General features: G+C 63.9%; 21 protein-coding genes. 14 read left to right on the top strand and 7 right to left on the bottom strand.

What is annotated here, in order from left to right; translation table 11 throughout:
• Nucleotides 1–25 precede the first annotated feature (25 nt).
• Entirely contained in the window at nucleotides 26–544 is a 519-nt protein-coding gene (locus ACZ1JY_RS17410; protein ID WP_240344976.1) for an Lrp/AsnC family transcriptional regulator, read from the top strand.
• The gene (locus tag ACZ1JY_RS17405; protein WP_039335926.1) at nucleotides 544–1,032 is read left to right on the top strand and encodes an Lrp/AsnC family transcriptional regulator; all 489 of its coding nucleotides are present in this window, start codon (nucleotides 544–546) and stop codon (nucleotides 1,030–1,032) included. Before ACZ1JY_RS17410 ends, ACZ1JY_RS17405 begins: the two co-directional genes overlap by 1 nt.
• A 98-nt stretch (nucleotides 1,033–1,130) precedes the next feature.
• Here the strand turns inward: ACZ1JY_RS17405 and ACZ1JY_RS17400 are convergent, their stop codons facing one another.
• Complete coding sequence (locus ACZ1JY_RS17400; protein ID WP_465131503.1) at nucleotides 1,131–2,756, bottom strand: AMP-binding protein; 1,626 nt, start codon at nucleotides 2,754–2,756, stop codon at nucleotides 1,131–1,133.
• A gap of 146 nt (nucleotides 2,757–2,902) precedes the next feature.
• On the opposite strand from ACZ1JY_RS17400, the gene ACZ1JY_RS17395 reads away from it, so the two are divergent.
• From ACZ1JY_RS17395 to ACZ1JY_RS17385, 3 genes are read left to right on the top strand one after another with little or no spacing between them, the layout of a single operon-like run.
• The gene (locus ACZ1JY_RS17395) at nucleotides 2,903–4,081 is read left to right on the top strand and encodes an aromatic ring-hydroxylating oxygenase subunit alpha (RefSeq protein ID WP_465131502.1); all 1,179 of its coding nucleotides are present in this window, start codon (nucleotides 2,903–2,905) and stop codon (nucleotides 4,079–4,081) included.
• A gap of 13 nt (nucleotides 4,082–4,094) precedes the next feature.
• A complete protein-coding gene (locus ACZ1JY_RS17390) occupies nucleotides 4,095–4,886 on the top strand; it encodes a sugar phosphate isomerase/epimerase family protein (RefSeq protein WP_465131501.1) in 792 nt (263 codons plus the stop codon).
• Nucleotides 4,883–5,230, top strand: coding sequence for an EthD domain-containing protein (locus ACZ1JY_RS17385; RefSeq protein ID WP_465131500.1), 348 nt, complete (start codon nucleotides 4,883–4,885; stop codon nucleotides 5,228–5,230). The genes ACZ1JY_RS17390 and ACZ1JY_RS17385 overlap by 4 nt, the downstream gene beginning before the upstream one ends.
• On the opposite strand, the gene ACZ1JY_RS17380 is transcribed toward ACZ1JY_RS17385, so the two are convergent.
• The 4 genes from ACZ1JY_RS17380 to ACZ1JY_RS17365 are packed head-to-tail and all read right to left on the bottom strand — an operon-like array spanning nucleotide 5,231 to nucleotide 8,062.
• Entirely contained in the window at nucleotides 5,231–6,148 is a 918-nt protein-coding gene (locus tag ACZ1JY_RS17380; protein WP_465131499.1) for an NAD(P)/FAD-dependent oxidoreductase, read from the bottom strand.
• A 46-nt stretch (nucleotides 6,149–6,194) separates the two neighbouring features.
• Nucleotides 6,195–6,629, bottom strand: coding sequence for a nuclear transport factor 2 family protein (locus tag ACZ1JY_RS17375; RefSeq protein ID WP_118075269.1), 435 nt, complete (start codon nucleotides 6,627–6,629; stop codon nucleotides 6,195–6,197).
• An 11-nt stretch (nucleotides 6,630–6,640) separates the two neighbouring features.
• Nucleotides 6,641–7,327, bottom strand: a complete 687-nt coding sequence (locus ACZ1JY_RS17370) for an SDR family oxidoreductase (RefSeq protein WP_465131498.1) — start codon at nucleotides 7,325–7,327, stop codon at nucleotides 6,641–6,643.
• Nucleotides 7,328–7,387: 60 nt separating this feature from the next.
• Nucleotides 7,388–8,062 carry a TetR/AcrR family transcriptional regulator gene (locus ACZ1JY_RS17365; RefSeq protein ID WP_465131497.1) on the bottom strand — a complete coding sequence of 225 codons (675 nt, stop codon included), beginning with the start codon at nucleotides 8,060–8,062 and terminating at the stop codon, nucleotides 7,388–7,390.
• A gap of 173 nt (nucleotides 8,063–8,235) precedes the next feature.
• On the opposite strand from ACZ1JY_RS17365, the gene ACZ1JY_RS17360 reads away from it, so the two are divergent.
• The 3 genes from ACZ1JY_RS17360 to ACZ1JY_RS17350 all read left to right on the top strand — a co-directional run bounded on the left by ACZ1JY_RS17360 (nucleotide 8,236) and on the right by ACZ1JY_RS17350 (nucleotide 12,692).
• Nucleotides 8,236–10,551: a TonB-dependent receptor gene (locus tag ACZ1JY_RS17360; RefSeq protein WP_465131496.1), complete on the top strand. Its 2,316-nt coding sequence runs from the start codon at nucleotides 8,236–8,238 to the stop codon at nucleotides 10,549–10,551.
• Nucleotides 10,552–10,637: 86 nt separating this feature from the next.
• The gene (locus tag ACZ1JY_RS17355) at nucleotides 10,638–11,390 is read left to right on the top strand and encodes an SDR family oxidoreductase (protein WP_465131495.1); all 753 of its coding nucleotides are present in this window, start codon (nucleotides 10,638–10,640) and stop codon (nucleotides 11,388–11,390) included.
• A 186-nt stretch (nucleotides 11,391–11,576) separates the two neighbouring features.
• Nucleotides 11,577–12,692, top strand: coding sequence for an endo-1,4-beta-xylanase (locus ACZ1JY_RS17350; protein ID WP_465131494.1), 1,116 nt, complete (start codon nucleotides 11,577–11,579; stop codon nucleotides 12,690–12,692).
• 51 nt (nucleotides 12,693–12,743) lie between these two features.
• On the opposite strand, the gene ACZ1JY_RS17345 is transcribed toward ACZ1JY_RS17350, so the two are convergent.
• Both ACZ1JY_RS17345 and ACZ1JY_RS17340 read right to left on the bottom strand, forming a co-directional pair.
• Entirely contained in the window at nucleotides 12,744–14,546 is a 1,803-nt protein-coding gene (locus tag ACZ1JY_RS17345; RefSeq protein WP_465131493.1) for an IlvD/Edd family dehydratase, read from the bottom strand.
• Between the two features lie 41 nt (nucleotides 14,547–14,587).
• Entirely contained in the window at nucleotides 14,588–15,757 is a 1,170-nt protein-coding gene (locus ACZ1JY_RS17340; protein WP_465131492.1) for an aldose epimerase family protein, read from the bottom strand.
• A gap of 142 nt (nucleotides 15,758–15,899) precedes the next feature.
• On the opposite strand from ACZ1JY_RS17340, the gene ACZ1JY_RS17335 reads away from it, so the two are divergent.
• From ACZ1JY_RS17335 to ACZ1JY_RS17310, 6 genes are all read left to right on the top strand, one after another.
• Nucleotides 15,900–17,189, top strand: coding sequence for a sugar MFS transporter (locus tag ACZ1JY_RS17335; RefSeq protein ID WP_465131491.1), 1,290 nt, complete (start codon nucleotides 15,900–15,902; stop codon nucleotides 17,187–17,189).
• Nucleotides 17,190–17,279: 90 nt separating this feature from the next.
• Nucleotides 17,280–18,806 carry an aldehyde dehydrogenase (NADP(+)) gene (locus ACZ1JY_RS17330; protein ID WP_465131490.1) on the top strand — a complete coding sequence of 509 codons (1,527 nt, stop codon included), beginning with the start codon at nucleotides 17,280–17,282 and terminating at the stop codon, nucleotides 18,804–18,806.
• A 22-nt stretch (nucleotides 18,807–18,828) separates the two neighbouring features.
• On the top strand, nucleotides 18,829–19,830 hold the full coding sequence (gene araD1 / locus ACZ1JY_RS17325) for an AraD1 family protein (RefSeq protein ID WP_465131489.1): 1,002 nt from the start codon (nucleotides 18,829–18,831) through the stop codon (nucleotides 19,828–19,830).
• Between the two features lie 4 nt (nucleotides 19,831–19,834).
• Nucleotides 19,835–20,761, top strand: coding sequence for a Gfo/Idh/MocA family protein (locus ACZ1JY_RS17320; RefSeq protein ID WP_465131488.1), 927 nt, complete (start codon nucleotides 19,835–19,837; stop codon nucleotides 20,759–20,761).
• Nucleotides 20,762–20,763: 2 nt separating this feature from the next.
• A complete protein-coding gene (locus tag ACZ1JY_RS17315; protein ID WP_465131487.1) occupies nucleotides 20,764–21,672 on the top strand; it encodes a 2-dehydro-3-deoxygalactonokinase in 909 nt (302 codons plus the stop codon).
• On the top strand, nucleotides 21,669–22,298 hold the full coding sequence (locus ACZ1JY_RS17310) for a 2-dehydro-3-deoxy-6-phosphogalactonate aldolase (RefSeq protein WP_465131486.1): 630 nt from the start codon (nucleotides 21,669–21,671) through the stop codon (nucleotides 22,296–22,298). The genes ACZ1JY_RS17315 and ACZ1JY_RS17310 overlap by 4 nt, the downstream gene beginning before the upstream one ends.
• Nucleotides 22,299–22,383 lie beyond the last annotated feature (85 nt).

Genomic DNA, 22,383 nt, shown 5'->3' with positions numbered 1-22,383 from the left:
CCGCGATGTCTGCCGTCACGGCACCATGGCACGGGGACCGATGAGCCAGATCTTCAGTTTCGACGCAACCGACCAGGCAATCATCCGCGAATTGCGGGGCAACGGGCGGGCCAACAACCAGCAAATTGCCGAAGTCCTCGGACTTACAGCGACGACGGTTTCAACCCGCATCCGCCGCATGGAAGATGCCAACCAGTTGCGCGTCGTCGCCGTGTCGGACTTCTCCGCCCACGGCTTCAACGTCCTGCTGCGCATCTCGGTGGAGGTTGACGGCCGCCCGGCTTCCGAAGTTGCGCAGGAGCTCGGCGCCCTGCCCGAAGTGGTCGCTGCGCACATGGTGACGGGTCGCTACGATATCGACATGCTTGTCGCCCTGCACGATTTCGATGATCTCTCGGAATTCTTGCTCGACAAGCTTTCAACCGTGCGCGGAATCCGCACGCTGACGCCACACATCGTGGTCGACATCATCAAGTACCAGTTCGACGTCGCGCCGATCGAGGGCCGCCCCGGTGACAGCCGCGGCAATGGAGGGAACGCCTGATGGCCGCGGTTCAGCTAGACGCACTTGATCGCCAGCTGGTCGACATGCTTGCGCTCGACGCACGCATTTCCAACCGCAAGATCGCGGCAGAGCTGGGCGTAACCGAAGGCACCGTGCGCGGGCGCATCAAGCGGTTGCAGCAGGATGGCCTGATCGCCTTTACCGCGATCACCGGGTTCGAGATGGGCAAGCTCGCCCGGCTCGCTTTCATCAACGTCCAGGCCGATGTAGACCGCGTCCGCGAAGTGGCGCAGATCATTGCCGAGGTACCCGGCGTCAATGCCGTGCTTATCACCATGGGCCAGTTCAACATTACGGCGATGAGCCTGATCGACGAGCTGGACGAACTGGTTGAACTGGCGTCCGACAAGATCCTGTCCATCGATGGCGTCCACCACGTCGAAACCTCGATCGCGGTCAAGACGGTCAAGTACAACGCCCGCATGGCCAAGATCACCAAGCCGGAAGTGGTCCCCGACGACGATTGAGATCCGCAGCACTCACGGTATTAAGAACCAATTTGGCGATTGTTTCCCCGGGGAAACACGCTGATGTGGTTCCTTGATGTAGGTGAGAAGCTGGTCGATCAGCCTTCCGTCATGGCTGCTCGCACCATCGCCCGCAGCATGTCCTTGCGCACCTTGCCGCTGGCCGTACGCGGGAAATCGCTGACGAATTCGAACCGTTCGGGGATCTTCTGCCGGGCAAGGCCCGATGCGGAAACGTGTGCCACCAGGTCCCCTCTCTCAGCCTCCCCTGCAAGGATGACATAGGCGCAAACGCCTTCGCCAAGGCGCTCGTGCGGCATGGCAACGATCGCCGCTTCCTTCACCGCAGGGTGCGTGTGCAGCACGTCCTCGATTTCCTTGGCCGAGATGTTCTCGCCACCGCGAATGATGAGGTCCTTCTTGCGACCCGTGATCGTGACTGCGCCAGAATCGTCCAGCACGCCAAGGTCGCCGGTGCGGAAGAAGCCGTCCGGCGTGATCGCCTCGGTGGTCTGCGCCGCGTCGGCGTATCCCATCATCATGCCGGGGCCGCGCGCCAGGATTTCGCCCTCCGTCCCCTTCGGTAATTCGCGATCCTCGTGGTCGACAATGCGGACCTCGTAGTCCACCACCTCGCCGTCCGTTGTCGCGGCAAGATGCTCATCCTGCGGCCAACCGAATGTCACCAGCGGCACTTCGGATGCACCGAACACGCGGAACGCCCGGCAGTTCTCGAAGGCCGCATTGGCCGCCGGGATAAGGTCTGCCGGCACAGCCGCGCCACCGCATGCGAAGAAGCGGAAGCTCGGCAAGCCCGTGCCCGCAGCCCGTGCGGCCGCCGCCAATTCCACCAGAAACGGCGTTGCCGCCACAGTGCCGACAAGATCATGCTGCTCGATTAGCGCCAGCGCCTCGGCAGCGTTCCAGGCCTCCATCAGGACGGAGCGAATGCCACAGATGAACGGCGCGTCGAGCCCGTTGGCATAACCTGACACATGCGTGACCGGCGAAGGCATGAGCGTCGCCTCACCTGCAGCCAAGCCCCAATGGCGGCCGCTCGTCGCCACGATATGCGCCAGCGTGCAGTGGCTATGCAGCACGCCCTTGGGCCTCCCGGTGGTCCCTGATGTATAGAGCACCATCTTCACGCCCAGCGGGTCGACTTCAGGGGCAGCGAACGGCACGCCGCGTCCGGCAGTTACCAAAGCCGCAAAATCGTCAGGCCCATCGCCTCGTACCGTGAAGACATGCGCAAGATCGGGTAGCGACTGCTGGCAGCGCCGCGCCATTGCCGCATAGTCCACCTTGCGCCACACATCCGGCACGAAGATGGCCTTGGCCCTGCAATCGCCTAGCATCATCGTCACTTCGGCATCGCGGTAAATCGGCACGATCGGATTGACGACAAAGCCCGAAAGCGCTGCGGCCAGATTGATTACGGCAGCTTCGCGCCAGTTGGGCACCTGGAATGCAATCACGTCTCCGCTGCGCAAGCCGCGACCGTGGAGCGAGGCCGAAAGTGCCTCGGCCTCGGCCAGCACCTGTGCGTACGTGTACTGCCCTTCCCCATCGATGAAGCACATGAAGTCCGGCGTTGCCGCGGCACGCTCACGCGCGAGGTCTGCCAGCGTCTTGCGCTGCCAGATGCCCGATGCGGCATAGGCCTGCTGGTGTGGGGCGGGAATCGGCAGCCAGTCCCAGGGTTTTGCAGTGTTCTCGTTCATGCCGTGCTTGTTCCAAGCGCCCGAGTGCTTCAGCAATTGGCGAAAAGGTGAGTAACCTAGCCCCTGTCACAGCTTTCGCACCGCACCCGCGCACGGCATGGTCGGCAGCAACACTGGCCACAAGGCCACGGAGAGGCAATACCCAGATGGACCGTATCGAACGCATCGGACAAGTCGCTGAAATCATGCGCGACTATGTCGAGAACAAGAAGACCTTTCTCACCGACACGACCAAGCGCGTGCCGGTGCGCAGCTATACCGATCCCGACCAGTGGAAGGCCGAGATGGAGCTGATCTTCAAGCGCGTTCCGCTGATGCTTGCCTTCACCGCCGAATTGCCCAATCCCGGCGATTACAAGGCGATGGACGCCGTCGGCATGCCGGTACTGATCAATCGCGACAAGACCGGCAAGGTCCGAGCTTTCCTCAATGTCTGCTCGCACCGCGGCGCGCCCGTTGCCAACGAGGGCCACGGCAATTGCCCGCGCTTTACCTGCAAGTACCACGGCTGGACTTTCGGCCAGGACGGCAAGCTGATCGGCATTTCCGAAGCAAGCAAGTTCGGCGAGGTCCACAAGTCCGAACTCGGCCTGCGTGAACTGCCAGCCCAGGAAAAGGCGGGCATGATTTTCGTGGTGCTCACGCCCAATGCCCCGATCGATGTCGATGCCTTCTACCGCGGTTTCCTCGAGGATTTTGAAGCGCTCGACTTCGGCAACTGGACCTACATGGGCAGCCGCGTGATCGAGGGTGCCAACTGGAAGATCGCCTATGACGGCTATCTCGAAGGCTATCACTTCGCCTCGCTCCACCCCGAGACGATCTTCCCGCGCACGCCGTCGAACTGCATGCACTATGAAGGCTTCGGCCCGCACCAGCGCATCGGCTTCCCCCACCACAAGATCGCCGAGGCGCTGAAGGACGTGCCCCGCGAGGAGTGGGGTACGCAGGAGAACAACGGCTTCGATTTCGTCCGCATCATGTTCCCCAACGTATCGGCCTTCATCGCGCCGGAAATCACGCAGGTCGCCCAGCTCTTCCCCGGGCCGACGCCGGGCGAGAACCGCACCGTTCTGAACTACCTGCGTCGCGAACCCATCCGTGACGAGGAGGACAGGGCGAACGTCGAAGCGGCGATGAACTTCTTCCGCGACGTGACCTATACCGAGGACTACCTGATCGGCCTCGAGATCCAGAAGGGCCTCGAAACCGGCGCGCACGACGAGCTGGTGTTCGGTCGCAACGAACGCGGCAACCAGTACTTCCACGAATGGCTGGACTGGTACCTGCAGGACGATCCGGACCTCCCCGAACCGCAGATGTGACCGGCGGTTGGCGATGAACCCGATCTCGCTTGCTTCGGGCGTCGTCCCGGAATTCGGACCGGTTGAAACCATCGAAGCCGCCCGCGCCGGCGGTTTCGACATGGTCGGCCTGTGGGTCGATCCGGCAGTTTGGACACCGGCACACACGCGCGACGCGCGGGCGGCGCTGGCCGCAACGGGCCTGCCGCTGCTCGATGTCGAAGTGATCTGGCTCAAGCCGGGCGTCGCGCTCGAGGACCACCGCAAGGTGATCGACGCCGGCGCAGAGCTTGGCGCGGCCAACGTCCTGTGCGTCTCATCCGATCCCGACCACGCCCGCACTGCATCCCAGCTGCACGATCTGTGCCGCCATGCCGAGGGCTCTGGCATGCGCGTTGCGCTGGAGTTCGGCATCTTTACCGAGGTCAAGGATCTGCAGGCCGCGCTCGGGATACTTGACCGGATCGACCACCCACTCAAGGCCCTGCTGATCGACCCGATCCACGTTGACCGCTCGGGCTCCTCTATTGCGGAAATCGCCAAGCTCGATCCCGCCCTGCTGCCCTACGCGCAGTTCTGCGATGCCCCCGCCGAGCGGCCCGATCCTGCTGACTTCAATGCCGTCATCCGCGATGCGATCGACCTGCGCGAACAGTGTGGTGAAGGCGCGCTGCCGCTGGCCGCGCTGTATCAGGCCCTGCCGCCGGGCATTCCGCTCGCCATCGAGCTGCGTTCCGAGACGCTGCGCGACGCATTCCCGCACCCGGCCCTGCGCGCCGCTGCCGTGGCCGGGGCCACCCGCCGCTGGTTGCAAGCCCACCCATGACAGTCACCGTCCTCACTCTGCTCAAGCGCCGTGACGGCATGAGCAAGGCGGATTTCATCGCCTATTACGAAAGCCGCCACCGGCTGATCGGTGAAAAGGTGCTGCAGGGCTGGGCGACGCGCTACCAGCGCAACCATCTTCACCCGCTCGACGGCACGGACGTGCTCCACGATTTCGACGTCGTGCTGGAGATCGACTTTCCCGACCAGCAGACCTGCGATGCCTGCTTTGCGGCGATGGCCGATCCGGAAACAATGGCCGAGATCGTGGCCGACGAGGAACGCCTGTTCGACCGTGCCCGCATGCGCACCTATCGAGTAGAGCGCCAATTTTCGCACCTCTGATCAGCGCAAGAGTGGAGCCTGTGAGGCCAGGTCATTGCGGATAGCGGTTGCCGCGACAGCCGCCTGCCCCATCGCGTGGCTGATCTGATCCAGCCCGCGCGTCACATCCCCTGCGGCATAGAGCCCCGCCACGCTGGTGCGTTGGTGCGCGTCGATCTCTATGCAGCCTTCGTCGGTTGCCTTGGCGCCAAGGTCGAGCGCCAGACCGGAACGGATCAGCGAACCGAGTGCGGGGTAGACGGTATCGAACGCAAGGTCTCCCGCTGGCGTCGGCACAAGAATTGTATCGCCGGCAATGCGCAGGGGCTCGCACGGCCCGTCCAGAAGCTTGACCCCGGTATTTTCCAGGCGCTCCCGCTGCCCATCCTCCATGCCATGCTTTCCGTCAGGCGCGATGAGCGTGACATCGGCTGAGAAGCCGCGCAGGAACAATGCTTCGTTATGGCCATGCTCCCCTGTACCCAGCACGCCGATGCGCTGGTCGCTGGCCTCGTAGCCGTCGCACACCGGGCAGTAGCGCAGCAGCCCGCGCTGCAACGCCATCTCGTGGACCTCGGGCGCCATTGGCGGACGGTTGTTCACCACGCCCGTTGCCAAGAGGATTGACCGGGACCGCCATCGACGGTCCCCGGCCCTGGCCAGGAAATCTTCGCCCTCCCGCGTTACCTGTTCGACGAGCGCCTCATCGACGGACACCCCGAACTCCGCCGCTTGCTGGCGCATCAGGGCAAGCAGCGCCGTGCCCGCGATGCCGCCGGGGTAGCCCGCGTGATTGTGCGTGCGAGGGATGAGTGCGGCGCGGCTGTGGCCGGCATCGACCAACGCCACGCGCAAGTGAAAGCGGGCGAGATAGATCGCGGCAGCAAGGCCCGCAGGCCCCGCGCCGACGATCAGGCAATCAAGATGTGGCGTGTCCATCCCCGCCCAAACCCGTCAGGGCCGGGCGGTTCCGGAAAAGCGTCAATCAGTCGGCAAAGACCGTGCGATAGGACCGGCGTGTAAACTTCCAGGTCCCATCGATCCGTTTCAGCTCGTCGTCATAGCGCCCGGTTGCATGGACCCGCTTGCCCGAAGCCGGGTCGTCGAAGATCTCGATGGTATAGGCCACGGCCCGTGCCGCATCGCCATCCACCTCGATCGAACCGGGCTGCATGAAATAGACCATCGGCTTCGTGCAGTTGTCGAGGCCGTAGTGCTTCATCGATTCCGTCCAGCCGGCAACTATTGCCGCCTTGCCGGAAAATCCGCCGAGATCAGGATACTCCGGCAGTTCCCAATAGGCATCCTCGGCCCAGATCGATCCCCACAGTTCAGCATTGAGCGTCATCACCCCGTGGGCATGGGTATCCATCAACTCGCGGATCGCCATGCGATCTTCGAGCGGTCCTGTAAAAGGCATCTGCCTGCTCCTTACCAGGGGTGGGTTTCGCCATTCCACTTGAGGAAATCCCCAGAACGCTCGAGCGTCCATTCGCGGGCGAGCTTGCGGATGCCCGCGGCGCTCTCGACCGGGGTGATGTCTGCGGCTTCGCCGCCCATGTCGGTCTGCACCCAGCCCGGATGGACGAGGCCGACGATCACGCCGCGATCCTTGAGATCGATGGCGACCGACCGCATCAGGCGGTTAAGCCCTGCCTTGGCCGCGACATAGGAATAGTAGCCGCCATAGGGCCAGGTGGAGGCGGCGAGCTGGCTCGAGAAGTTGATGACCTTCGAACCCGCGCCCAGACGGGGGAGAAAGGCCTGAAGCACGCGCAGCGGACCCTGGACCATGATGCGGAACACATCATCCCATTCTGCCCAGTCGGCGCTTTCCAGCTCAGCCGGAACCGGACCGCTCACGCCAGCGACATTGTAAAGTACGTCGACCGCCTCGCCTGCGGTTTCGGCGGCTCCTGCCTTGACCGAGGCGTCGTCTGCCACGTCGAGGCGGTGGATGGTCAGGCGGCCGTCGGCGGTTGCCGCCAGATCGGCCAGTTCCCGCGCTTTTTCAGGATTGCGGACAAGAGCGATCACCCGGTCCCCGGCGTCGACATGCTGGCGCACCAGTTCCAGCCCAATACCGCGACCTGCACCGGTTATTGCAACGGTCGTCATCCTAATTCTCCCACTACGGTCTTGTCTCAAAATGAATCCGGCACTTCTGCCGGGTTCGAATCAGGTCAGCGGATCATAGAGGCCGCGGATGCTGGCGATCGTCAGCTTCAACACCTTCTCGATCCGTTCAGGACCCATCACCGCGCGCTGCAGCAGCAGGCCGGAATGGACAGCAATCGCAAAGTCGCTGCCGAGCTTCATCGCTTCCCACTGATCCTTCCACTGCGGGAAAGACTCGATCATTTCAGCGATCCAGACTTCGTCATACCGCCGTGCCGCGGGCGCAAAGGCCGCATTGAGTTCGGCATCGGTGCGAGCGGCGACGGCCAGTTCGAGGTAGGCAGCGTATTCCCGGGTCTGCACACTGCGCCAGTGCGCTTCAGTAGCAAGGTCGATCAGCAGCGCATCGCGACTTTGCGCCATGGCGCCGATATAATCATCAAGAAACAGGCGCATGCGCTGATAGAAGACGTGTTCGACCACTGCCGCCACGAGGTCCATGCGCGTCGCGAAATGGTGGTGCATGGCCCCGCGCGATACTTGGGCGCGTTCTGCCACCTGAGCGGTGGTAAGTCCCTGATAGCCCCCCTCGACGAGGCAATCGACCGCCGCTTCGAGCATCTTCAGTCGCGTCTGCGCCGACTTGCGCTGTTGCCAGCGCACCGGCTCCTGCTCGCCCAGCGAGGTCGGCCGCATCGCGGCAAGCATGCGCTTCTGCATCGTGGAGCCAGCCATCGTCATTGTCCTGTCATGCCCGCGTTTGCTGCGCAAGACCGCCTGACAAAACGGCCAGTTTAATCAGGCATGCGGCACAGCGCATAAAACCGGCAGACGCGCCGGTTATATCGAATCGCGCTGTCACAAGCGGCGACACGGCCATGCCGGCGCCTTTGGGAGGGATCGAGATCATGAGAACAAGGAACGGGTCTTTCATCACGAGCAGCCTTGCGGCGCTCGCCATCGCCATGCTGCCCGCCGCCGTCCAGGCGCAGGACGCGCAAGCGCCTCAGGCGCAAGCCGATGAGGCCCCGGCAGGAGGCCTCGGCGAAATCGTCGTGACCGCGCAGAAGAAGGCCGAGAGCATCCAGTCGGTGCCGATCTCGATCGCCGCAGTCGGCAGTGAGACGCTCGCCGCCTACAACGTCACGACGCTGCAGGCGCTGCAGGGCTCGGTCCCGAACGTCCAGATCGACAACTTCGCCAATACCCCCAACAACGCGGTGTTCACCATCCGCGGCATCGGCGTGATCGAGCCCGATCCCTATGCCGGCAACACCGTGTCAATCGTGGTCGATGGCGTGCCGCAGTTCTTCTCGATGGGCGCGCTGCTCGATACTTATGACACAAACCGCGTCGAGATCCTGCGCGGGCCGCAGGGCACGCTGTTCGGCGCGAACACTACCGGCGGCGTCGTCAACGTGGTGACCAACCAGCCCACCGGCGAGTTTGGGGGCAATGTCCGCGGCACCTACGGCAACTGGAACCGCTTCGACATCAACGCGTCGGTCGAGGCGCCGCTGGCAAAGGATCTGGTCAGCATCAAGGTCGCCGGCATCCACACCCAGCGCGATGGCTGGACGACTAACGTGTGGAACGGCGAGGACATGGGTCGCAAGAACGTCGACGCCGTGCGCGGCCAGCTTTACATCACGCCCAGCCCGGACCTGCGCATCACCCTCCAGGGTGAATATGTGGAAGCGCGCAATGGTGCGCCCATCGTGGTCAACGGCGGCCTCCCCGGCGAGGCGAACTATGTGCCCGAAGGCACGTTCTGGAACGGTGCCAAGCTGCCGATGTATCGCAGCCCTTGCGCCGTGCCCAACCAGCCGTGCAAGGCGCCGGACAAGTACTTCTCTGGCAACAACGAAGTGCCCGACCAGTCGGACATGACGACGAAGTTCTTCATCGGCACGATCCAGTATGACAACACGCCGCTGGGCGACATCACCTCGATCACCGGCTACAAGCGCTTTACCCTGTTCGAATATACCGACCAGGACGGCACCGCGAAGACCAACAACGCCACACGCCGCCGCACCCGTGGCTGGCAGTTCAGCCAGGAGCTGCGCAGCGCATTCTCGGCCGGAGACAGCTTCAACGCGGTAGCCGGTCTGTTCTACCTAAAGACCGACTACAACCACTACCAGATGTACCATCTGGATTTCGCACTGCCGGGCCTGATCCAGTACAACGTGCAGGACCAGTCGACCGAGTCCTTCTCGGCGTTCCTCCAGACCTACACACAGCTTTCCGATGCGCTGAAGCTCTCGGCAGGCATCCGTTACACCCACGACAGCATCAACGCGCGCGCCACGCTCGATACCGGTCTTGGCAGTGCGGCGCTCACCTCGCCCAACTGGGACAAGTTCGACGTGACTTTCCCCGGCAGCTTGGACGTTGGCGGAAAGAAGAGCTGGAACAATGTCGGCTGGAAGATCGGTCTCGACTACGAAGTCGGCCAGAACCAGCTGATCTATGCCAGCTGGGCGCGCGGCTTCAAGTCGGGCGGCTATACCGGCCGCATCGGCGTGGCAGCTGACGGTGACACACCCTACAACCCGGAAAAGGTCGATACCTTCGAAGTAGGCTTGAAGGCAGACTTCCTCGACCGTCGCCTGCGCACCAACTTTGCCGCATTCTACACCAACTACCGCGACATGCAGGTTGCGCAGATCTATTTCGATCCGGCGACCAACGTGCAGGGCAATCGCATCCTCAATGCAGCCAAGTCGGAGATCAAGGGCTTCGAACTGGAAGTTCAGGCAATCCCGGTAGAGGGTTTGACCCTGCGCGGCTCGCTCGCCTATCTCGACACCAAGTACAAGAGCTTCCTGTACTTCGATCCGGTGGCGGCAAAGTTCATCGACCTCAAGGGCTATGCTCTGCAGAACGCGCCGCGGTGGGCCTCGACACTGGGAGCGAACTTCACCCACGAGTTTGCCGGTGGTTCAAGCATCATGGCCGATGTCAGCTGGATGTACACCGGGCAAAAGTTCTACACCGCCGTGGTCAATACCCCGCGCTCCTCAATCCAGCCGACCTACTACGTCGACGCACTGCTGACGTATTACGGACCGGACAAGCGTTATTCGATCGGCCTTTGGGGCAAGAACCTGTTCGACAAGCGCTACATCTCCACGGTTTACGACAGCCCCGGTTACATGGGCCTCGTCGGCTACGCCCCGCCCCGCCAGTTCGGCGTGACGGTCGGCTACAACTTCTGATTTCGACCTGACGGAATCCTCCCTGGCCCCGGTCGTTCCACACAAGCGACCGGGGCACTTTTTGTTTTCAGAACGAAGGACAGACAATGGCCACTGGCAAGATGGAAGGCCGCGTTGCAATCATCACAGGCGGCGCATCGGGGCTTGGTGCGGAGGACGCGCGCCTGCTCGCCCGTGAAGGCGCAAAGGTCGTCATCACCGACATGCAGGAGGATCTCGGCCGCAAGACCGCCGTCGAAATCCCGAACTGCGTGTTCATGCAGCAGGACGTGCGCGACGAAGCCCGCTGGCACGAGGTTATTGCTGAAACGCTGCGCCTCTTCGGTCGGCTCGATACGCTGGTCAACAATGCCGGGCTGGTCCGCTTTGGTACGGTCGAGGATCTCCCCTACGCCGATTTCCGTCTCCAGACAGAAGTCATGCTGGGCGGCACGTTCCTGGGATGCCAGGCCGCGATCCCGCACATGAGCAGGGACGGTGCCGGCTCGATCATCAACATGGCCTCGATCGGCGGCATCAAGGGTATCAGCGCCATCCCCGCCTATGCCGGAGCCAAGGCCGGGATCATCGGCATGACGCGCTCGATCGCAGTCCACTGCCGCGAGCAGGGCTATCGCATCCGCTGCAATTCAGTCGCGCCGGGCGGCATCGTCACGCCGATGACCGCACAGGCGCTGGCCGAACTTCCCGCCGACAACGCCGGGCTGGAGCAGGCAAACAACCACGGCATGGGCCAGCCGATCGATATCGCCAACATGGTGTTGTACCTCGCCTGCGACGATGGACGGCACATCACTGGTACAAACATCGTGATCGATAATGGCGAAACCATGGGCTGACCCCCATCAGGGGGCGAAACGACGGGCTGACCGAAGCAAACGGCGGGTGCAGGCAAGTTTCGGCCCCGCCGCCTCGGCCGGTAGGCAGGACCTTCCCAAGCTCCTTTGGTAGCGCTATCGTATGCACAGCCAGACGATAGAGTCCGGAGCAATCGGGAAAGGAAATGCGTGACAAGACCGAGCAAGATGACTCGAAGGCAGGGCCTTGGCGTGATCGCTGGCGGCGTTGCAATGCTCTCGCGCCCACTGAGCGGCATGGCCGCAACGCAGCCTTCGTCCTTGTCCGCGCTGGCTGCTGCGAAGGGGATGCGGTTCGGTTCGGCGGTAGCCGGTGGAGGTGGCGGATCGTGGAGAAATCCCGCGCTTGCCGATCTGCTCAGGCGGGAATGCGCGATTCTGGTCGCCGAGAATGAGATGAAGTGGCAGGCAATCAGGCCCTCGCCCACTTCATTCGACTTTGCGGCGTTTGACGCTATCGCCGCCTTCGCCGCGCAGAACCAGATGAAGCTGCGCGGCCACACGCTACTGTGGCATCGACCGAAGTGGATGCCGCGCTGGCTGGAAAGCCATGATTTCGGTCCGCGGTCCGCAACAAATGCTGCGGCGATGATGACCAATCACGTCGAAACGGTCTGTGCGCGCTTTCAAGGTCGCATCGTATCCTACGACGTGGTCAATGAAACCGTTCTCCCCGAGGATGGATCGTTGGCCGAAACGGCGCTGTCGAAGGCCATGGGTGGCACCGAGGCGCTGGTGGACCTTGCGTTCCACACGGCGCGCAAGGCTGCTCCGGGTGCCGAACTGGTCTACAACGATTACATGAGTTGGGAGCCGGGCAATGCGCTCCACCGCAAGGGCGTGCTGCGATTGCTCGAAGGCTTTCGCAAACGCGGCACGCCCGTCGATGCGCTGGGCGTGCAGTCGCATTTGATCGCACCCTTGCCCGATGCCGCCCATCGCCGGGAATGGCAGCGCTTTGTCGATGACGTGGTGGCGATGGACTACAAGCTCGTCATAACCGAGTTTGACGTGCGCGACCGGGACCTGCCGGTCGACATCCCCAGCCGGGACCGCACAGTGGCCGACACGACCAAGGCCTATTTCGAGATGATGCTCGATTACCCGCAGCTGAAGGACGTGCTGGCCTGGGGGCTGGTCGACGCCTATTCGTGGCTCCAGGGCTACGAGCCACGTGCGGACAAGGCCGAAGCGCGCGGGTGTCTTTACGATTCCGCGTTCAAGCCGAAGCCGGTGCATGCCGCATTGGCGCAGGCATTTGCCGAAGCCAGGCCGAGAACCTGAGTGCGCCGCTGGCGAGGGGGTTTGCCCCTCGCCGCATTGCTCCCGACATCGTCAATGGTTGTCGCGCGGCAGGCCCATCGTCTGGGCAATCCGCTGGTACTTCTCTGCGCCTTCGAGAATGGCGCCGTGGGAGAGCTGGCCGACGCGCTCACGCTGGATTTCCTGCCACGGCGTCTGCGAGGCCGGGTAGGCGTAACCACCCGCTGCTTCGAGCGCGGCACGACGAGATGACAGTTCCTCCTCGGGCACGAGCATGTTGGCAGTTCCCTTGCGCAGATCGATGCGCACGCGGTCACCGGTCTTGAGAATGGCAAGGCCACCCATTGCCGCCGCTTCCGGGCTGGCGTTGAGGATCGACGGGCTGCCGCTAGTGCCCGACTGGCGGCCGTCACCGATGCAGGGCAGCGCGGTCACGCCTTCGGTGATGAGGTAGGACGGCGCGCGCATGTTGACGACTTCCGCCGCGCCCGGATAGCCGATCGGCCCGGCGCCGCGCATGAACAGCAGCGTTTCAGGCGTAATGCCCGTTGCCGGATCGTCGATGCGGGCATGGTAGTCCTCGGGGCCATCGAATACCACCGCCGGGCCTTCAAACGCATCGGGATCGTCCGGGTTCGACAGATAGCGCGCCCGGAATTCGTCGCTGATCACGCTGGTCTTCATGATCGCCGAATCGAACAGGTTGCCCGACAGCACGAGGAAGCCTGCATCCTTGACCAGTGGCTGGCCGAAGGGGCGGATCACCTTCTCGTCCTCGATCACGGCATCACGGCAGTTCTCGCCCATGGTCTTGCCGTTCACCGTCATCGCGTTCTCGGCGATCAGGCCCTGCGCGATCAACTGACCCACCACTGCCGGAACACCGCCGGCGCGATAATAGTCCTCGCCCAGGTACTCGCCCGCCGGCTGCAGGTTCACCAGCAACGGCACCTTGTGACCAAGGCGCTGCCAATCCGTCAGCGGCAGATCGACGCCGATGTGACGAGCGATGGCTGCAAGGTGGATCGGCGCGTTGGTGGAGCCGCCGATCGCCGAATTGACGACGATGGCGTTGTGGAACGCGTCAAGCGTCATGATGTCGGAAGGCTTGAGGTCTTCGTGCACCATGTCGACGATGCGCTTGCCGGTGCGCCATGCGCACTCCTGCCGGTCACGATACGGGGCAGGAATGGCGGCCGATCCCGGAAGCATCATGCCCAGCGCCTCGGCAAGGCTGTTCATTGTGGTCGCCGTGCCCATGGTGTTGCAATAGCCGGTCGACGGCGCGGAACTGGCGACGAGCTTGATGAAGCCTTCCTCGTCCAGCTCGCCCTTGGCCATCAGCTCGCGGCCCTTCCACACGATCGTGCCCGAACCGGTGCGCTCACCCTTGAACCAACCGTTGAGCATTGGGCCGACAGACAGCGCGATTGCCGGAATGTTGACCGTGGCCGCCGCCATGAGCAGCGCCGGCGTGGTCTTGTCACAACCGGTGGTCAGCACCACGCCGTCGATCGGATAGCCGTACAGCGCCTCGACAAGGCCGATGTAGGCAAGGTTGCGGTCAAGCCCGGCCGTCGGGCGCTTGCCAGTCTCCTGGATGGGGTGCACCGGAATTTCCAACGCGATCCCGCCCGCCTCGCGAATGCCTTCGCGCACGCGCTCGGCCAGCACGATGTGGTGGCGGTTGCACGGCGAAAGATCGCTGCCGGTCTGCGCAATGCCGATGATCGGCTTGCCCGACCGCAGTTCCTCAAGGCTCAACCCGAAGTTGAGATAGCGCTCAAGGTAGAGCGAGGTCATGTCGATGTTGTCGGGATTGTCGAACCACGCGCGCGAGCGGAGTTTCGGGGCCTTGGGAGAGGAGTCGGTCATTGCGGCTTTCGGCTATTCGAGTGAAGTTCAGCGCGGGAAAATCAGCGGGTGCGGGGCGCGACGCTGACGCGGTAGATCATCTGGTGGCGATAGGGCCTGCCCGGTTCGACACGCGTGGAAGCGAACTTTGGCTGGTTCGGCGCATCGGGAAACTTCTGCGGCTCGAGCGCGATCCCGTCACCCATGCGATAGACGTGGCCACCTTTGCCCCGCACGGTCCCATCGAGGAAATTGCCGGTGTAGAACTGGACGCCAGGTTCGGTCGTCAGCACTTCGAGCACGCGGCCTGAAGCCGGGTCTTCCAGCCTTGCGGCAAGTTGCGGTGTTGCCGTCACGCCCTTGTCGAGCGCAAAGTTGTGGTCATAGCCGCGGCCGATGGCGATCTGTTCATCGCGACCATTGCGCAGGCCATTGGCGATGCGCTTGGGCCGACTGAAATCGAACACCGTGCCCGCCACCTTGCGCAGCTCACCCGTGGGGATCAGCGTGGCATCGACAGGGGTATAGGCCGACGCCGGGATCATCAGCCGGTTGCCCATCGCGCCCATCGGCGCACCTTCGCCAGCCATGTTGAACAATGCGTGGTTGGTCATGTTGACGATCGTCGGCTTGTCGGTCGCCGCTTCGAACGTGATGCCAAGGTTGCCGCGCTCGTCCAGCGTGTAGGTCACCCTGGTATCGAGCTTGCCCGGATAGCCTTCCTCGCCATCGGCGCTGACGTAGGACAGCACCACGCTAGCCACCGGGCCTGACTTGACCGAGACGACCTTCCAGTTACGCTTGTCGAAGCCCTTGACGCCGCCGTGCAGCGAATTGCCGAGGTTGTTCTGGGCAAGCTGATAGGCCTTGCCGTCGAGCGTGAAGCGGCCCTTGGCGATGCGGTTGGCATAGCGGCCAACGGTCACGCCGAAGAAGTTTGGCTTCGCCTCATAGGTCTGCACATCATCATAGCCAAGCAGGATGTCGGCGACCTTGCCATCGCGTGAAGGCGCCATCAGCGACTGCAGCGTGGCGCCGTAGGTCAGCACGCGGGCAGAAACGCCGTTGGCAGCCTTCAGCGTGATCGCAAATGCTTCGGTGCCGTCGGCGAGCTTTCCTGCGCTTTCCTGTTTCGCTTCTGCCGCGCTGACCGACTGGGCCGGCAGGGCAACCGGTACTGCCAGCGCCAGCATCAGCAGGGTGCCGTTGTTCGGCTTTCCCGCAATCCTCATCCTCAGGGTCCTTTCGGAAACATGCACTGCCTTGCGCCCATTGACGCGGTGTGCTCGCCGATATAGTCCGACAAATAGAAATTGCGCAAGACGGTAAGCGTACCGCATCGCGCAACGGACAAGAGAGAGGAAGCGCAAGTCCATGCCGCCAGTGCCTTCATCCCAGGCAAACTCCATGACAGAGGGCGATTCCGGCGTGCGTTACGGGCCGGCGCTGACCCTGCTGGCCAGCCTGTTCTTCATGTGGGGGTTCATCACGGTCATCAACAACACACTGCTGCCGCACCTGCGCAGTGTGTTCGACTTGAACTATACGCAGACAACATTGATCGAATCAGTGTGGTTCATCGCCTACTTCGTGGCCTCGATCCCGTCGGCCAAGCTGATCGAGAAGATCGGTTACCAGAAGTCGCTGGTGATCGGGCTGCTCGTCATGGCGGCGGGCGCGCTTGGCATGATGCTGGCGGCCTCCATTCCGTCCTACGGCGTGACGCTCGCCATGCTGTTCGTGATCGCGAGCGGGATCACCCTGCTGCAGGTGGCAGCCAACCCTTACGTCGCCGTCGTCGGCAAGCCGGAAACGGCGTCTTCGCGCCTAAACCTGGTGCAGGCGATGAACTCGGCGGGCACGATGCTCGCGCCGATGTTCGGCGCCTACCTTATCCTCGGTCGCTCCAAGGGCGGCACCGCCACCTCCGACGTCGTGCTGACCCAGGCCGAGCGCCTTGCCGATGCGCAATCGGTGATCCTGCCCTATGGCCTCGTCGCGGTTGTTCTCGTCGTTCTTGCCATTGTAATCGCCCGCTTTCCGCTGCCTGCGATGGGCAGCGCGACGCAGCGCCTCGCGCCTGAGGAGCGAGCCAAGCTTTCGCTGTGGAAGCACCGCAATCTCGTTTTCGGCATCCCGGCAATCTTTATCTACCTGATCGCCGAAATCGGCGTGGCGAACCTGTTCGTGAACTTCGTCAGCCAGCCAGATATCGCCAACCTGACGCATGAGAAGGCCGGCCAGTACCTCACTTTCCTGTGGGGCGGGATGATGGTCGGGCGCTTCCTCGGCTCGGCGATCATGCAGAAGGTCGACGCAGGGCTTGTGCTTGCCGCCTTCTCGATTGGTGCCTTCGTCGTCATGCTTGTCACCGTCTTCACCACCGGCCCTGCCGCGATGTGGGCTTTGATCCTTGTCGGCCTGTTCCACTCGATCATGTTCCCGACGATCTTCACGCTCGGCATCAAGGGCCTCGGCCCCCTGACCGAGGAAGGCTCGGGCCTGCTGATCATGGCCATCGCTGGTGGCGCGCTGGTCGTCGTGCAGGGCTGGCTCGCCGATGCCTACGGCCTGCAGACCTCGTTCCTGCTGACGGCAGCGTGCGAATTGTATGTCCTGTTCTATGCGCTGTGGGGTTCCAAAACCACCGCCGAGACAGCGTGACGCATAGCTATGAACGCTCTCTGGCCGGAACGGACGTGGTTGCGTTCCGGCCATTCTGATAATATGTCAGACTAAATCAGGAGATTTTTGATGACAGAATTCCGCTCCGTGGTCGCCGCCACGGGTGAGCCGATCGGCCCTGCCTTCGCCGTCCATGGCCCCGCCGAAGTCGACGCTGCCTGTGCCGCAGCCGCTGCTGCGTTCGACACCTACCGCGCCACCAGTCGCGAAGAGCGCGCCGCGTTCCTCGAAGCGATAGCATCGGAGATTCTCGCAATTGGCGACGATCTGATCGAAGCGGCCATGAGCGAATCCGGCCTCCCCCCTTCGCGCCTCGAAGGCGAACGCGGCCGCACGGTGGGCCAGTTGCGCCTTTTTGCCGACGTCGTCCGCAAGGGCGCGTGGCAGCAGTTGCGCATCGATCCGGCCATGCCCGATCGCCAGCCCCTGCCCCGGCCCGACATTCGCTTGCGCATGATCCCGGTCGGCCCTGTTGCTGTCTTCGGCGCATCGAACTTCCCGCTCGCTTTCTCTACCGCCGGAGGTGATACCGCCTCGGCGCTCGCCGCAGGCTGCCCGGTCGTGGTCAAGGGCCACCCTGCCCATCCGCGCACCGGCGAGCTGGTTGCCGCTGCCATCGCTCGCGCGGTTGCTGCCTGTGGCCTGCCAGCTGGTGTGTTCGGCCATCTCGTCGGCCCGTCGAACGAACTCGGCGCCGCGCTGGTGCAGGACCCGCGCATTGCCGCCGTCGGCTTCACTGGTTCGCGCGCTGGCGGCCTCGCGCTCGTCCACCTCGCCCAAGGCCGTGACGTGCCGATCCCGGTCTATGCCGAAATGTCGAGCGTCAATCCCGTCCTGCTCCTGCCCGAAGCCCTCAAGGCGCGCGGGTCGGCGCTAGGTACGGCATTCGTCGGTTCTCTGACCATGGGTGCGGGCCAGTTCTGCACCAATCCCGGGCTGGTCCTGGCGATTGAAGGCGAGGGCCTCGAAGCCTTCATCGCGGCCGCCACCGAAGCGGTCAGCGGCGCGACTGCACAGACCATGCTCACCGGCGGTATCTGCAAAGCCTATCGGTCCGGCGTTGCTGCGCTCGAAGCTGCGCCCGGCGTTGAAAAGCTGGCCGAGGGCGTTGCCGGCGATGCGATGCAGGGCCACGCCGCGCTGTTCCGCACCACCGCGCAGGCATTCCTTGCCGACAAGGCGCTCGGCCATGAAGTATTCGGCGCCTCGTCGGTGGTGGTGGTGTGCAAGGACGAGGCGGAACTCGCCACAGTCCTTGCAGGGCTTGAGGGCCAACTTACGGCCACCCTGCACATGGACGCCGCCGACGAAGCTCTCGCCGCGAGGTTGCTGCCCGTGCTCGAACTGAAGGCCGGGCGCATCCTTGCCAATGGCTGGCCGACCGGCGTCGAGGTATGTCATGCCATGGTCCATGGCGGCCCCTTCCCGGCAACGTCCGATCCGCGCACAACCTCGGTCGGCAGCCTTGCCATCGACCGGTTCCTGCGCCCGGTCAGCTACCAGAACCTGGTGGTCAGCTTGCTGCCGCCCGAACTGCGCGATGATGCGCGTGGAGATGGCGCCCCGCGCCTGATCGACGGCACGCTGACGCTCTGAGCGACTGACAGGAGACCACGCAATGTCACTTCGCCTCCTCCAGCACCGCGCCAGCGACGGCACGCGCAGCGTCATCCTTGCCGATGGCGACTTGGCGCACGTCCTTGCAGGTGTCGAGCGCACGACCGACCTCGCTCGCCGCGCGATCGCTGCGGGCACCACGCTTGCGCAGGAGGCGAAGGCCTGTCCGGCCGGCGCGCAAATGGATGTTGCAGAGGAATTCGCTGCCGGCAATTTTCTCGCCCCGATCGACCACGAGGACCCGGCCCATCTCGCGTTGACCGGCACCGGCCTTACGCACGTCGGCTCGGCCGAAGGGCGCGACAAGATGCATCGCGAGGCTGCAGCGGCTACACACCAGACCGATTCCATGCGCATGTTTCTCGAAGGTCTGGAAGGCGGCAAGCCAGGTGACGGCAGCGTCGGCCAGCAGCCCGAATGGTTCTACAAGGGTGATGGCAGCCAGCTCGTCGGCCCGGGCGAAGCGCTGGAAATGCCCAGCTTCGCGCAGGACGGTGGCGAGGAACCGGAGCTGGCCGGTGTCTACCTGATCGGCCCGGATGGCACGCCGTTCCGCATCGGGTTCGCCCTCGCCAACGAGTTCTCGGATCACGTGACCGAGCGCCACAACTATCTGTGGCTGGCGCATTCCAAGCTGCGGCGCGCCGCCCTTGGCCCAGAACTGCTGATCGGAGAGGCTCCTACCGACATTCGCGGCACCAGCCGCATCCTGCGTAATGGCGCGGTTCTGTGGGAAAAGCCGTTCCTTACCGGCGAGGACAACATGAGCCACAGCCTCGCCAACCTGGAACACCATCACTTCAAGTACGAGCTGTTCCGCCGCCCCGGCGATGTCCACGTGCACTTCTTCGGCACCGCCACGCTCTCCTTCAGCGACGCAGTGCGCACGCAAGTGGGCGATGTGTTCGAGATCGAGGCAGCGCCCTTCACGCTGCCGTGCCGCAATCCGCTGACGCAGGCGGCAGGCGATGCTTCCGCTCCGCTCAAGGTGCAGGTACTCTAACCGCATGGACCCGATCAGGATCGCCGTTGTCGGCATGGGCAAGATCGCCCGCGACCAGCACCTGCCCGCCATCGCCGGCAATGGCGCATTCGGGCTTGCCGCAACCGTCAGCCCGCACGACCGCGGGGTCGATGGCGTGCCCCATTTCGCCAGCCTGGACGAACTGTTGGCAAGCGGTCCTGCTGTCGACGCCGTCGCGCTGTGTACGCCCCCGCAGGTGCGCTACGATCTGGCCAGGACCGCTCTAGCTCGCGGCATCCACGTTTTTCTCGAAAAGCCGCCCGGTGCGACGCTGGCGGAAGTCGCCGCGCTGGAAGCGCAGGCAGACAAGGTCGGCGCCACGCTGTTCGCCGCCTGGCATTCGCGCTTTGCCGCCGGTGTCGCCCCCGCCCGGGCATGGCTCGCCGAACGGCGCATCGACAAGGTCGAGATCACGTGGCGCGAGGACGTTCGGGTGTGGCATCCGGGGCAAGCGTGGATCTGGGAGCCGGGTGGCCTCGGCGTCTTCGATCCCGGCATCAACGCCCTGTCGATCGCAACCCGTATCCTGCCCCGGCCGATTTTTCTGCAGTCCGGAAGGCTCGAAATCCCCGCCAACCGCGCAGCCCCCATCGCTGCCGACCTGAACTTCCGCGACAGCGCCGGCGCGCCCGTCCACATGGACCTCGATTGGCGGCAAACCGGTCCGCAAAGCTGGAACATTGTCGTGGAGACCGATGCCGGTATGCTCAAGCTATCGAGCGGCGGCGCCGTCCTGACGCTGCCTTCGGGCACCAGCCATGACGAGGACCACGAATATCCCGGCCTCTATGCCCGCTTCGCCACGCTGATCCGCACCGGCCGCAGCGATGTCGATGTGGGTCCGCTGCGCCTTGTTGCTGATGCCTTCCTGCGCGCGACGCGGGTCGGCGTCGAACCGTTCGGGGATTGATCGTGGCGGCCCGCGCACGGCGCGTGATCGGCGATTGGGGCAGCACCCGCCTGCGCCTGTTTCTCGTTGAAAATGGCGAGACCACGGCACGCCTCGACGGACCCGGTGTCACGCAGCTGGTCGAACCGGCAGAGCGAGTTCTGGCCCGGCTCCTGTCAGTGTGGCTGGCAACCGGTCCGATCGAAGCAATAACGCTTTGCGGCATGGTCGGATCTCCCGCAGGGCTTGCCGTGGCCCCTTATGCCCCATGCCCGGTGGATGCAGAGGGCTGGCACCATGCCCGCACCCGCCTGCGCGTGCTTGGCCACGATGTCGAGATCCTGCCGGGTCTTTCCTACCGGACCGCCGATGGCGTGCCCGAGGTGATGCGCGGCGAGGAGACGCAGGTCTTCGGCGCGATGGTGCTGAATCCGGCCCTGCGCGAAGGAGAGCGCCTTTTCGCCCTTCCCGGAACCCACGGCAAATGGGTCAGCACCTGCGACGGCGCGATCACCGGCTTCCGCACGGCTCCCACCGGCGAGGTCTTTGCCGCGATCACCGGCCACACCTCCCTGACTGGCCCGGCCACCCCCGGCGAGGGCAGCTTCGACGACGGTTTCGGGCGCGGGCTTGCCCGTTCGGCAGAGCCGTTGCCCGGGACCTTGTTCGAGGCCCGCGCGGCGCGCCTGCTCGATGGCCGCTCACGCGATTGGGCCAAGGGCTATCTCTCCGGCGTACTGATCGGCGCGGAAGTTGCGCAGTTCGACATTGGGGCACAGGACGTTACGTTGATCGGCGATCCCGCGCTTGCCGCGCTTTATGCGAGTGCGATTGCACACCACGGCGGGTCATCGCAACAGGTCGATGGGGAGAGTGCCGTCGTGGCCGGACTTTCCCACGCCATAACTCTTGCCGAAAGCCTGCGCCCATGACGGTCGATGAAGTCCTTGCCCAAGGCGCCCCGCCTATCGTTGCCATACTGCGCGGCATCCGCACGCAGGAAGCCATCAGCGTCGCCACCGCTCTGCTGGAGGCAGGCATCCGGTTGATCGAGGTACCGTTCAACTCGCCCGATCCATGCGGTTCGATCAGTGCCATGGTCGAGGCACTTGGTAGCCGTGCCGCTTTCGGCGGCGGCACGGTCACCAGCATCGCTCTTGCCGAGCAGCTTGCGGGTGCCGGCGGAACATTCTTGGTCTCACCCAACACCGATCCCGCGGTCATCGCCCGTTCGCGCGAACTCGGCATGGACGTCCTGCCCGGGTTCCTGACCCCCACCGAAGCCTTTGCCGCAATTGGTGCGGGCGCGCGGGACCTAAAGCTGTTTCCGGGATCGGTCCTTGGCAGCAGCTATATCAAGGCCATTCGCGAAGTCCTGCCGTCGGCTACCCGCGTTTGGGCCGTGGGCGGCGTCGGCCCGGCCAACGTGGCGGAATATCGCGCGGCGGGCGTGTTCGGCATCGGTGTCGGCGGGAGCCTTTATAAACCCGGTGATGATGCAACGACTGTAGGCGCCCGCGCAGAGGCGTTGGTTTCCGCCTGGAACGCTGCGAACTGACACGCACCTCCTGCGCTTGCCAAGTTTACTGACTTCGGGTAATTAGAATCCATATTTCAGATTGCCGTCTCGTTTAGGTAGCGCT

This window comes from Novosphingobium sp. BL-A-41-Hi4B-X5A (assembly GCF_055521705.1).
Note: the sequence above shows the minus strand (reverse complement) of the source record. Positions and strands in the feature narration are given on the sequence as shown.